The sequence below is a fragment of the Dorea sp. 210702-DFI.3.125 genome, from assembly GCF_020560945.1.
Lineage (GTDB): Bacteria > Bacillota > Clostridia > Lachnospirales > Lachnospiraceae > Dorea > Dorea formicigenerans.
In genome coordinates this window covers 1-12,562 of record NZ_JAJCNF010000048.1, presented here as the reverse complement: position 1 = coordinate 12,562, position 12,562 = coordinate 1, and the positions used below count along the sequence as shown (strand labels likewise).

General features: G+C 38.9%; 13 protein-coding genes and 1 pseudogene. 2 read left to right on the top strand and 12 right to left on the bottom strand.

All coding sequences use genetic code 11. The annotated features are described in order from the left end of the window. Window positions 1–1,270, bottom strand: a 1,270-nt coding sequence (gene mobQ / locus LI164_RS15070) for a MobQ family relaxase (protein WP_227087345.1), incomplete at its 3' end; no start/stop codon positions are given. Window positions 1,271–1,451: 181 nt separating this feature from the next. Next, a complete protein-coding gene (locus LI164_RS15065; RefSeq protein WP_005930729.1) occupies window positions 1,452–1,952 on the bottom strand; it encodes a hypothetical protein in 501 nt (166 codons plus the stop codon). Between the two features lie 310 nt (window positions 1,953–2,262). Here LI164_RS15065 and LI164_RS15060 point away from each other — a divergent pair, with 310 nt between their 5' ends. After that, the gene (locus tag LI164_RS15060; protein WP_008115692.1) at window positions 2,263–2,502 is read left to right on the top strand and encodes a DUF6061 family protein; all 240 of its coding nucleotides are present in this window, start codon (window positions 2,263–2,265) and stop codon (window positions 2,500–2,502) included. 416 nt (window positions 2,503–2,918) lie between these two features. Here LI164_RS15060 and LI164_RS15055 read toward each other — a convergent pair whose 3' ends face one another. The 4 genes and pseudogenes from LI164_RS15055 to LI164_RS15040 all read right to left on the bottom strand — a co-directional run bounded on the left by LI164_RS15055 (window position 2,919) and on the right by LI164_RS15040 (window position 6,001). Then, window positions 2,919–4,172: a tyrosine-type recombinase/integrase gene (locus tag LI164_RS15055; protein ID WP_227087344.1), complete on the bottom strand. Its 1,254-nt coding sequence runs from the start codon at window positions 4,170–4,172 to the stop codon at window positions 2,919–2,921. Between the two features lie 67 nt (window positions 4,173–4,239). Then, window positions 4,240–4,473 (bottom strand): helix-turn-helix domain-containing protein, encoded by a 234-nt coding sequence (locus LI164_RS15050; RefSeq protein WP_154268922.1) that lies wholly within the window; start codon window positions 4,471–4,473, stop codon window positions 4,240–4,242. Between the two features lie 64 nt (window positions 4,474–4,537). Then, a pseudogene (locus LI164_RS15045) lies at window positions 4,538–5,536 on the bottom strand (replication initiation factor domain-containing protein); the annotation flags it as partial. A gap of 132 nt (window positions 5,537–5,668) precedes the next feature. Next, complete coding sequence (locus tag LI164_RS15040) at window positions 5,669–6,001, bottom strand: hypothetical protein (RefSeq protein ID WP_009244196.1); 333 nt, start codon at window positions 5,999–6,001, stop codon at window positions 5,669–5,671. 283 nt (window positions 6,002–6,284) lie between these two features. Here LI164_RS15040 and LI164_RS15035 point away from each other — a divergent pair, with 283 nt between their 5' ends. Next, window positions 6,285–7,124, top strand: coding sequence for a helix-turn-helix domain-containing protein (locus tag LI164_RS15035; RefSeq protein WP_005333717.1), 840 nt, complete (start codon window positions 6,285–6,287; stop codon window positions 7,122–7,124). A 170-nt stretch (window positions 7,125–7,294) separates the two neighbouring features. Here LI164_RS15035 and LI164_RS15030 read toward each other — a convergent pair whose 3' ends face one another. The 6 genes from LI164_RS15030 to LI164_RS15005 form a co-directional block, all read right to left on the bottom strand. Further along, window positions 7,295–7,663, bottom strand: a complete 369-nt coding sequence (locus LI164_RS15030) for a hypothetical protein (RefSeq protein WP_004844112.1) — start codon at window positions 7,661–7,663, stop codon at window positions 7,295–7,297. Next, window positions 7,656–8,789, bottom strand: a complete 1,134-nt coding sequence (locus tag LI164_RS15025; protein ID WP_004844113.1) for a hypothetical protein — start codon at window positions 8,787–8,789, stop codon at window positions 7,656–7,658. Before LI164_RS15025 ends, LI164_RS15030 begins: the two co-directional genes overlap by 8 nt. Window positions 8,790–9,136: 347 nt before the next feature. Beyond that, entirely contained in the window at window positions 9,137–9,763 is a 627-nt protein-coding gene (locus tag LI164_RS15020; RefSeq protein WP_154300009.1) for a DUF3879 family protein, read from the bottom strand. A 135-nt stretch (window positions 9,764–9,898) separates the two neighbouring features. After that, window positions 9,899–10,870 carry a DUF4885 family protein gene (locus LI164_RS15015; RefSeq protein WP_331464387.1) on the bottom strand — a complete coding sequence of 324 codons (972 nt, stop codon included), beginning with the start codon at window positions 10,868–10,870 and terminating at the stop codon, window positions 9,899–9,901. Window positions 10,871–11,018: 148 nt separating this feature from the next. After that, on the bottom strand, window positions 11,019–11,792 hold the full coding sequence (locus tag LI164_RS15010; RefSeq protein WP_006859189.1) for a hypothetical protein: 774 nt from the start codon (window positions 11,790–11,792) through the stop codon (window positions 11,019–11,021). Between the two features lie 329 nt (window positions 11,793–12,121). Next, on the bottom strand, window positions 12,122–12,562 hold a 441-nt coding region (locus LI164_RS15005; protein ID WP_227087342.1), incomplete at its 5' end, for a DUF6040 family protein.

Sequence of the window (12,562 nt, the reverse complement as noted above, 5' to 3'; positions counted from 1 at the left end):
CTTTCTCATACCGGGCAACCTCCGGGTGTTCCTGTTTGAATTTCTCCTTTGTTTTCTTAAAAAATATCTTCTGGTACTTCTCATAGACAGCCTTACATTCTTTGCAGTCTGTCCGGCTGGCAAGAATCCCGTCAATCACTTTGCTGCGGGCTTCCTTTGGCTTCATCTGATTGCGGTAATCGGCGGCTGATTTCCCGGACGCTTCCAGAAACGCTTCTAAGTCCTCCACAGTGAAAAGTCCCTTTTGCCGGAGATAGGACAATGCTTCGCTGACTGCCTTTAAGTCCTGTGAAGTCCCCCGGTTCTGTCCAGCCCTTGTCCAGTCCTTCCGTTCTTCCTTTCGTATCTCCATATACTTCATCAGCAGATTGGGAAGAAGTGTCGCTTCCTCCGCCGTTTTTTGTGCAAGCAGCTCTTTCCGTTTTTCTCCCAGTTCGGTAATCCAGCCTTTGAGGTTTTGAATGAGCTGCCGAATGGACTGCATCAGGCGGTTGGCGGCTTTGATTTCCCGGTTCAGGTTGCCGATATTCGTCTGGATACCACGCTTTTCCATCTGCCGGACAGCAGCCCCCTCATGGACAGTGGGGACTATATCAAGCCCCTGTCTGGCATAGGAACGCAAGTCCACACGCTCTGGGCGGTCATTGGCTTCCAGATAGCGGTTCTGGATGACCTCCCATTCATGCCGCCAGATTTCACAATACTTCTGGTCGTTCCAATCAACCGTATCCTCCTTGTGGCTTTTCCACCTGCCGGACGGAAGTTTTATCCGTTCTCCGCTTTCATCAAGGTCATAAACCTTGCGGCTCTTGGGAAGCCATTTCCCATGTTCGTCCATTGCCCTCATAGTGAGCAGGACATGGGCGTGGGGATTGTGTCCCGGCGGATGGGGGTCATGGATGGCAAAATCAGCAATCATGCCTTTGGAAACAAACTGCTGCTGGCAAAACTCCCGAACAAGGACAGCATATTGGTCAGGCGGTATCTCTCTGGGGATGGTAAGCACCCACCGCCTTGCAAGCTGGGAGTTCCATTGTTTTTCCACAGCTTCGGCGGCGTTCCATAGGGTATTGCGGTCTGCATACTCCGGCAGGGCATTTGCCGGGAGCAGGATTTCATTGTGGACGATACCACGCTTTTCCGGGTAGTGCTTCACTTGCTGGTCATATTCACAGAACAGTTTTTCGCCACTCTGGTAAGCAGCGGCGGCAACCGCAGACTGCCGCTGGCTGCGCTGAACAATCGTGATTTCGTTGTGTGGACAGGGCATTTTGTATCCCTCCTTTCGCTAATTGGTGGATGGGGTGGCGTTTTACCACCTCATTTTGGGCAGAAAAAAGCAGGAGACCTTTTTCAGATTTCCTGCTCGGTGCGCCGCTGTGTTGGCGGCGGGTATTTAGTTGTAAAAGTTCGGGGCAAGTTGACCCGATGTGTGGGTGGCAAACTTGAATTTATTTTGGCAAATCATCTTCCGCTTTAAAATTCACATTACTGCCATCGATCGAGATTGTGATCGTGTAGTTATAGATTATACCATCTTCTGTTTCCAGCTTAAATGTTACCGCACCACCTCCGAGATACTGAAAATCAGGTTCGTCAGACATTCTTGCATATGTGCCATACTGTTGAAAGTATCCGTCTGCATCAAAGAACGCAACATTGCTTGATTGCTCCTTATCGTTCCGGAAGAGTACTGCACCAACACGGTCACTGGCATGATCTGGAATTAAAACACAGTCTATGTATTCCCAATCTGTTTCTTGCACAAGAGAGAACATAGACACAATATCTTGTTCAGACCAGATTTTTCCTCCATTCAGATTACTGATATCTGTATTCTGAACCGGATTGCTGGCAGAATCTGATGTTTCTGGCATGGCGTCTTTGCTGCTACAGGCGGACATTCCTAATACACAAACCGTCATGAAAATAAAAAGCAATGCTCTCTTCATATGAATACCTCCTCAAATTACGATTGAGATTTCACCTGTTTTAGGGAATTTAATAACTGTTATATTTTGTTATTAAATTCTCTGCAAACCCTTGAAAACACTGGATTTATCGCAGGTGAGCTTTCCCTTATTGTTTCCCTTGTGTTATATCGTCCCGTCAGCGTTTACGAACTCTGATAAGGGCAAATACAAGGGCAAGAAAAATCTATAAAACAGTATAACACAAAATAAAAGTGACATGGTGAACTGATTGAAATGCTTCTGATTTTTGTAACAAATGACTGATTGAATGATAAGGAGATTCTATACGATGAGAACAATATTTGCAGAATACAATCCACACAGAAACAGCATTGATATTTATACTTCTGCTGGTTATATGCTCCGCATTGACTGTTGGGAAGCCGAAAAGGATTTAAAAACCACACCCGGATCAGACTGTGCATTGAACGCACTTGCCATTGATAAACCGCTTGAATATGCAAAATTATATCTTGATGAAACAATGCAGATATGGGTAGATGCAGAAGATTCATTAGAACTATGGTGATTTTTTCAACAGCACTAAGGTTACTTTTTCCCAATCTCATTTATTGAGAATCGTCTTTTTACCGTGCATATATATTCAATATCTTTTTATCTATTATAATGAAATCAAGGGCTGGTCTAATGCCAGCCCTACAAAAATGAAAATTCACATAGAAAATAAATTTACAATTTTTCCGATATAAACCTGTTATCAACAAATACAAACATAATTTATATTATCGTATCTATTGATATGATATGTATTTCAAAGAGTTACCAGAAGTTTTTGAAAACTTTTCCCTTGTGATATTATCTAAAGCTCATTCCTTTAGATAACTATAAAACAACGAAGCCCGTTAGCCCTTGTGGTTAGCGGGTTTTCGCTGTTCTGTACTTGTTGCAAAATCCGCTTCGGTCAAATCTCGGTCAAATAATTTTCTAAAGAAATGTTGCACCTTTTCTATTCTCTTTCTTATTCTTGTTCTGATTATATGATTTCCTTATACAAATCTGTAATTTATCCATTTCCGATTTTGCTTTATCATCTGTGACGTGCGTATACAAATCCAGTGTGATTGCTATGGAATAATGTCCGAGGAATCCTTGTACTACCTTTGCGTCAATCCCGGCTTCAAAACAACGCGTTGCAAAAGTATGACGAAGTGCATGTGGATAAAAATGCGGAATCGGTATAAACACTGTCTTGTTTTTCTCTGCCTGCTTTTTTCGTTCCTTATTGATAGATTTTTCTATCCAGTCTAACGTCACTTGAAAGGTGTGTTCTGTAATCGGTTTTCCGTTCTTTCCAACAAACACAAGATTTTCAAATCCCTCTAATGGTTGCCATTCACTAGCTGACAACTGCATTTCTTTCAACTGAATCCACTGACGTTTTAAAGCCTTATACACACTGTCCTGCATGGGAATCGTCCGTATACTGTTCTTTGTCTTTGGTGTCTGGTACTTGAATACATACTTCTTTGTTTCCTTATCTTTGATATACACCAACGTTTTATTTACAGAAATTTCCCGTTTCCGAAAATCTACATCATCCCATGTAAGCCCAAGCAGTTCTCCGCCACGCATTCCCGTTCCGAGTGCTACCTGTATGAGATTCTCGTGTATTCTCTCCTTTGCGTGTTCCAATACTTCCCGTTGTTCTTTCACAGTCAGTACCCGTATCTGTTTTGTCTTTGTTTTGGGAACTTCCACTCCTGCACATGGGTTGAATGTAAGAATCCTGTTATGCACTGCATATTTGAACATAGCATTGAGAATATTATACACATCCCGTATAGTCTTTGTGCTGTAATCATCATCTGCCATATTCTGAAGCAGACGTTCCAAAATAATCGGATTAAAATCTGCCACACGTTGTTTTCCTATCTGCTTCTTTATGTAACGTCTGTAAAAATCATCATAACGTACTTGTGTACTCTCCTTGATAGTCCGCTTCTTATGGGTATTCAGCCAGATATCAAACCATGTATCCAGAGTGATATTATCGCCCTTTCCTTTCAACCCATGCTTGACTTCATAGCGTAAATCTTCCATTTCTTGAACTAACTTTTTTAAGTCCGCATTATCTTTTGTATACGTTTCTCCTTTGTAATAAAACCGCCCTCTGTAAATTCCGCTTTTTCTCTGCATAATTCCCGGCGGTAATGGATTTCCTTTTAAGTCCTTGCCCAATCTGCACGCTCCTTTCCGTGCAAGGACTATCAGAACTGGTCTGACAGTATTATATGCTTATTTGTGTTTATACTGCAATTACTTCATATTTATTTTTCAGATTATGCCCTTCGTTTTTCTTCAAAAACTGGTCTAAAACCTCAGAGAGTATAAGAATCTTATTTCCAATCCTTATGACCGGAATCTTCTGCCATGTAATCAGCTTTCGCAGATTATTTCTTCCAATTCCCGTATACTCTGACGCTTCATTCACTGTAAGGGCTTTCTTTGTCTGTATCGTGTTCTGTGTATGTTCTGTCAAAGATTCTCCTTTCTTCTTCCCTCAAAAGGAAAGATTTTTTATAGTCCTCATATATGCGTTGTTATTCTTCGTTCATCTGCCCCCGTTCTATTAGCTGGCGGATATAATCTCTGTTATCCAGTTTTCCGATTTTATCCATTAGCTTTAAAGAGGGCGAAACTGCTACGTTCAGCCACTGCCATGTTCGTTCCAGTGTCTTTTTCTCTGGATTCATGGTCAACTTTATCTTCCCTACATCCTGCATGAGTTCTTCCCACGGGGGATAAGTAGGATAAAGCCGTTTTCTTGTAACCGTGCTGTTTTCCGGCTTCTGTAAAAACCGCACTTTCTCGTTTAATACAGACAACGCAATCCGTGCCACATCCCTGTCTTTCAGAAGTTCTTCTACTAATCTGACCGCTTTTTTGTGCCGGAATCGAAGTTCATATCTGTTCCAGTCCGGGTTGAGTTCTTTTCCGAACTTTTCTGCCTGTTCATATCCCTTTTCATAGAATGTAATCCGAAAATCACTGTGTTTACTGCCGAGATATAGTGTTTTTCCCTGCGCTTCTATTTCATCCTCTTTCAGTCTATCAGAACGATTCTCTGCTGTATCACGCAACTGACTAGATATCAGCCCCTCGTTTTTCAGACGAATCAATTCCGGGATAGACAGATAAGGCTTTGTATCGTCGATTGCCAAGTCTATCCTCGGAAAATTCACCGGGTATCTGCAAACTCTTTCCAGAAAATCAAACCATGTTTCCTTATTCATCATAAGGAAATTTTCATAATTCCTGCACCCCGAACCACTCATAAGAATCTGAAATCCCTCATACTGTGCATTTCCTGTCGGTTTCAGAATCTTGATATTGTCAAATCTTGCTATCAGTTCGTGTCCAGCAATTCCTTTTTCCTTACCATGCAGTTCCATAAAACTCAGTGGAATCCGCAAGATATCTTCTATGATTATGAACACGTCTACACCTTTGACAGTAATCTGACACCAGTCAATCAGTGCTGTCAAATCTTCTTTCTGACGAGTTACCCCCCTGTTAGTATAGGGGGGTTCTGAAATTTTCATTACCTCTGTTATCATCATCCCTGCCTTTCGTAGTATGCCGTGGCTTTCGCCACGTTCCCGGAACTTCCTCTACTCCCTTTGCTCCTTTCACGCTGTACGGAGCAGTCCGCAGAGAATTTCCGGGAACAGTCTCTACACGTTTCCTTTTCCGGTAACAACACGGATACCCTTGCAGGAGATTCTGTCCACCAATACCGGGAAGTTTCCTCTCTGCACATAAGGGGCATATACCGCTTCTTCTAGTTCTACCACTGTGTAAGGCTCTACCTTTGGAAGTTCTGTTGCTTCCAGACGGATATCTACGCTGTTTCCAAGTTTCATGCTTCCGAGGTGAAGTTTCAATGCTTCCACTTCCTCGGTTTTCTTCCGGGTTTCCTTATCATACTTGTAGCAGTAGTCTGCTCCCATGTAACGGAGTTCCCCGAACGCTTCTCTGACCTGTTCTTTTGTCAATGTAATCTGCATGCTACATTTCTCCTTTTTTGAAATCATGGTGAATGAGTGTCTGGTAAGTGTGACAAGTCCTTTTCATATCCACGTCTATATTTATTTCATTACTTTTCTCCTTACCTCTTAACCTCATCATAGACCTGTTTTTTCTTCTTGTCAACAATTATTTTACTTTTTCCCTTACTTTTTATTTTTGTATTTCAAACGCTTAACTATATCTTTTTATAACTTATTATAATTTTACCCTTACATTTATCCTTATCTTGTGTTATGATGAAAACAGAAACGAGGTGTGCATATGTTTGTGAATAAAGAAGCAGTAGGAAAACGAATTTTACAGATACGCAAGAAATACGGTTACAGTATGCAGAAGTTTGGGGAAATCATAGATAATGCCCCGAAAGGCTCTGTAAACAGTTGGGAAAAGGGTGTGAATCTTCCCAATGAGAAACGCTTGAAGCAGATTGCCACGTTGGGCAATATGACGCTGAATGAACTTCTGTATGGTTCATTTAAAGAATATGTAGATATGCTTATCACAGAAAAACTGGGGATTGAACTGCCGGAAGAATTTACCAGAACTTTCTATTCTCTTTTAGAGCAGAACGGATTTACCTACGGGGATGATATCGAGATTGTCCGGCTTGTAAACGGCTTTCTGACTTATCATAACCTTACAACAAAAGAAACCGCCATTTTCTATCAGCCAACTGCATACTCCGGCGATTATTTTGACGGTATCATACAAAAAGCGGATTCTTCCGTTCTGGTCTGCCGGGCATATGCAGATAAGGCAAACAACACCTTACATATCATTCCGGCTTTTGAGAATGGACAGACTGAGGAAGTAGCAGACTTCTTTCATGCACTGAAAAGCATAACCGCTCCACACAACAACAATTATTTCACTTCCGGCTTTCTGACACTCGGACTGGCATTGAGAGATTCCAAAGTAATTATCTATGGAATTGATGAAAAACAGGGAACAACACAGGTAATCCCTTACGAATATGATTGCGAATCAGACGCTTATATCCAGAATGAACATCTGGCATATACCAGACAGGATAGCTTTTTCCGAGAAGCCACGAAAGAAGCGGTCTATCGGAAAATGCAATCCGACAGAAGTAACCCATAAGATAAACAAGAGGACTTGCAAGGTTTGTGACCTTTCAAGTCCTCTTATGTATCATGATGGTATTGGCTGTGTCCGTTCCGTAAAGGACTGCCCTACGGCGTCTCGGCTTCGCCTTGTTCCTTTACCTCACTAATAATAATGTTCTGATAGCAGAACTCTTACTTATACTTTTATCTTACTATTCTTTCAATTTTTACCGTTTCACCATCAATATTATACTTAAAAAAATAAAATTTAATAACATTTCCTTCTGATACTTGTTCTAGATCACCTTTACACTTAGTACAATCTAAACTAACTTTTGTCGTATCAAAAAATAGACTACTTTCTTCCTTCTCATTTAGTTCTATTAAAAGTGTATCAAAAGTTTTCTCTACAACAACCCCACTCAAATGAAACCAATGAGAATTATCATCTCCACTAGAACGCAACTCCATATTTTGACGATTCTCCTTAAAAACATTTCCTTTTACGCCAAGCACAATTAATACTATTGCAAGCAAAAGTATGATTAACAAAATCAATCGTTTCTTATCCATTAAATGTAGTCCCCGATATGTCTGTCCAACTATCAAAATCAAAATTCAAATAACGTACTGTATCCCCCCATCCATCAAATACCATCAATGTATGTACTGTATTTCCAGAATTATATGCTCGCAAAGTTGCATATCCCTCTGCTGCCATTGAATGCCCCGCACGTTCTCCAGTATCACTGCTAATTATACCACAATGGACAACTGCTATATCTCCTCTATCAATGCAATTAGTGAAAAAATTATAATTGGGACTATAGTCAGTATTTTGTGTTACAGAAACATTCTTTCCAGCACAAAAGTCCACAAATCCAGGTCCAATATTGCCAATAGTTGTTGAACCATATGTTATTCCTCCACTCTCCGATGAAACTGTCGTTCCTGTTGAATCCCAAATATCCATATAATCACCTGCAATATCTGTATAATCAACAGCATTATAATATGCACCACATGCTAATAATGCACTAACTGCACATGCATAATGTCCTGTTACACTTTCTATATACGGCTCATTAAAGGAAATAAATTCTTGAAGATGATTTGTTGAAACAAGCGTGTAGTTTTCATAAACTTCATCAATATCTAGCAAAACCTCATCCCAAGTAGCTGGGTCTTTTCCCCTACTCTCATTCAAGGACAGTACTGTTTTTTCTAATGTTTCACCATAATTCGTTCTAATCTTTCCCAAATTATCAACAATACCATATTCAAACGGAGCTATTTTATATATTTCAGAGGTATTTGCTTTTTCACTAAATACATTTGCTTCACTTTGATAAATCACCTCATATGGATTTGCTGAATTATTACCAAATGAGTATTCTGATATCAAAGATTCACACGTAGTATCAAAAACTACATATCCATATGGTTTGTTTTCTAAATTGTAATTTACAATATATCCAATAGCTTGACCTGTTGTATCATAAAATTTTCTCGGATTATTAGCAACAATATTGCTATTTTCTCCTATTCCCTTTGCAAAACGTTCTGCCATCTGTATCGCCAAATCATCCGTAACATTTACAACAGAAGTATTCTCCGATGCATGGACAGGAACTATTGACATAATAGTCAATATAAAGATTGTCAAAAGTGAAGCAAATCGTTTAAAAATTTTTCTCATAAATATCCTTCCTCCTTAGATTATATATTTACTTTAATATTATATCTTATTCCCTATTTTGTCTATATTTTTTTATGTTTATTTCAAATATTTCATTCTATTTTATTTTTATCAAACTATTTTCAAACAAATCCAAACAAAGAATCTCGGGGCAAATTTCGGTCAAATCAGGATAAATAAATATAACACTTTATATGTAAGTCAATTTTAAAAAAGCCTGTAATTCCGGGCTTTACAACACTTTGTAACACAATATAAACCAGTTCGATAATCCCTCCTAATTTTATACTTTTCCCATGATGGAGCAGCTTATTTGACCGTATCTCTAGCACCAAAGATGTTGTATTCTATACTGATACATCAATAGAATTGCGAACTAACCTATTACCATTTTTGACAAGCGTAGATTCCACTGATTCTCTTGTAACGTTATCAAGAATGCTTGTATCAAACTTTTGTCCCGGCTTCCAATTTGGATTAGCCGATTTCACTGCTGCATACATAGCAGCTCTATACTGTCCTTCGTATTGCTCTAAAGTCCATGTACCACTTAAACGTTTGTCTTTACTTACGCTTAACTGATAATCCTTAAAAATATCTGAACGCTTAGTTGTATCACCATTTGAAAGACCGTTTTCCTGAATAAATTCCCTCTTCACATTATCAAACATCTTTTGACGATATTCCTCAGATACACTTGTGAGTTGCTGCCACGATGTACCTTTGCCGGTAACATCCATTCCTGCCACTCCATTTGCATTCAGCAAATCACCTTCTGAATCAAATTGCTTCATCAGATTATTAATAATGGTATCTCTTCCACCGAATGTTTCATATATCATTCTTTCTTCTGATGACATCATGGCTTCATTTTGCATAATACCTGATAACCAGCCCTTTTCTTTCAAAGCCTTATATTGTTTACTATTTGTGTTGATGCCATTATAGGTATTGCCTAATCCGCTGATATTCATTGACATATAAAACCTCCGTGTAAATACATTCTAAATCCGTTTGAATTAACTCTATGCTATATAGTATAGATCGTCATAAATCTCCAAAAAATAAAGGAACCCACTTTATTAAGTATTTTTGTTTTTAGCATATTTCTAAAGCACAGAATACCATTGTCTGTTCATACGATCAGCTTCATACTGGTATGTAATCAACTGGTTCATATCCTTTAAGCTGCTCTTTCCATATATAATGCTTAAAGTCATATCTGGCACATTGTTCCATCCTCTGGTTGAAATAGTTGAAACCAGGTCATGTATCCAATTATTCATTTGCTGCTTAAACTCTTTCGGAACTTTTCCGGAACTTTCAACTGCACTATCCACTAAGTCTAATATATTCTCTCCCGACTCCGTATAATATGTCCCATTTTTTTCCTCAAGTTTGTCTAATTCATATCCTGTATAACTATAAACCTGATGATATGCTTCGTATTTCATCTTTGATTCCTCTGTTACTTGAGAACTCTCACAGCCATCTTGTGTTGAGCAATAATAGATATGCTTATAGAGATTTTTCCCATTATTACCTACATTTAAAGCATTCTGCATCAACACCTTTGTTTCTTCATCCACACCATCTACCGTTATCTCGTAACTGTATGGATCGACAGTAAAAGTACACTCTTCCTTAATAGAAGATGTATCTACACCAGCCTGCTTTAAAATATTTGAAATCTGTGAATTTACCAATGCTCTTTCAAATTGGATTTTATCCGAATCTACACTGTCGCCGTCTACTTCAATTCCCCTGAACAAAGAATCCTGATAATTTACACCATTTATTTTTCCTGTCCGGCACATCTGCATCTCATAATTATATGCAATCCTACGTTCTGTATCAGTCAAATTAGTCTCGTAATACTCTGAACTCTTATCAAAATACTTGGAATGAATATAATTTTCTGGGTTAGAATGTGTTTTTGCTTCTGCGGCAAGCTTAGAATACTTTTCCGTTAATGCCGCCCTAAATGCTTTACCTGTACTCATATATTCACTTGTTTTCGCATTAATCTGTGTTCCTGCATTCTCAATGAGCTCTTGATTCGTTTTTTTTGCTGAAGCTATATAGGACTTTAAGTCAATGCTGCTGTCAATACTTTACATTTTCATTTTTTACATTTCCGTATGTGTATGTATTGGCATACGATGATACTCCATTAATTCCCATACTGTATCTCTCCTTTCTATTTAGCCTTGATTTTTTATTTGCAGGCTATTGGGTTTTGTTCGATACGCTTACTGCCATTGTAAAATTTGTCTCATAAGAAGCTACTGCCTGACTTATTGTGACAGTCTTAGCAGACGAACTACTCTCAGCCACCAATCGAGTTCTGGCATCCTGAGCGGATAACCTTTTATTTTGCGCATATTCTTCATAAGCTGTTCTTTCCGCTTGTTTTTTCTGAATCCGCTTTTTTTCCTGTTGTTTCTTTACCTGATTTTCTATTCTCTTTTTATTTTCTATTCTGCGCTCCCAAAAACTATTTTTTGACTTATCATTAAAAATCTTCCCACCATTCCCATTGTTATAACCAGCACTCCACATCTCAGCATGACATTCTTCTTTTGATGCTCCATAATATATTGTAGAAAACGCTCCTCCGCATATACCGGACCATTTATCTGGTTGTGACCAACCCACTTGCAAATCATTTAATACCCATGCTTCATACTCTGGATCATTCTTCATTGCTTCAAAACCCGCCTCTGAAATTGTAACAGATATTGACTCGCCTGCTCTTGTGGGGTGCATTGGAATTTGAGATATTTTATTGTAAATGTACTGCTTGTATTCCACCATCGTCATATCTTTAGCAGACACAGAACCTATTTTTGAATTGCCCACTATACTTCCACTAGCTTCGCTCTTTTCTCTTACACTATCCGCAAACCTTGTATCTTCCTTCTCCTGATCTTTAGCCGCATTTTTCTGTTGGTACTGATTGTAAGCCCGTGTCATATAGTTCACATTAATTGTATTACTCATAGTAACCTCCTTTGCTTCCTTTATCGGATAAAATAACCTGTTCTCCTAGTCCCATATCATCAAACGACCATATTGCGCACAAAGACCATATTTTTACAAGATGACCACTGCCTTAGTAGAAGCTCTGTATCTCAAACTCTTTGAAATACAATGCTTCCCTGCATTTTCTATATCGGCATGTTGATATTATTACTTTACTATCCTGCACACTCTCTGAGAGTGACTGTATCTATCAAAAAAGAAGCCAGCAGTTTATTCACGCACTGCTGACTTCTTATAATACTACTCATTTTATTTACTTCGCTGCGTCTCAGACAATTTTTTTATTTTTAAACATAACCTCTGTTTTCCCGCCATCCCTTTACATACCACCTGATTCCAACATATACCAGTTGCACGAATAATAAGAGAAATAGCAGATTGATTGGCAATACTTCCTTTATCCAATCCCCAAAGTAGATAGCTATTGCCATACTTATAAGTATTACCATTATGGTAATCATATCCCAACAGCACTTCTTATATAACTCTGCAATCTTTATCTCTATAAATGCTACAAGTATTCCAGCACCCACCAAACATCCACCGCAGATCAGTATTCTTATCAGCCAATATACAATTCCGGCAACGACAGGATTGGATATTCCATCACTAATCTGTGCCACGTTCTTTCCTGCCAGTACAACCCAGCCAGCAATGGTCTGTGTGAAAGTTGCGATTGTATCAAAGAATACCACGCAATCAGAAATAAATATTTTTGACCGTATCAT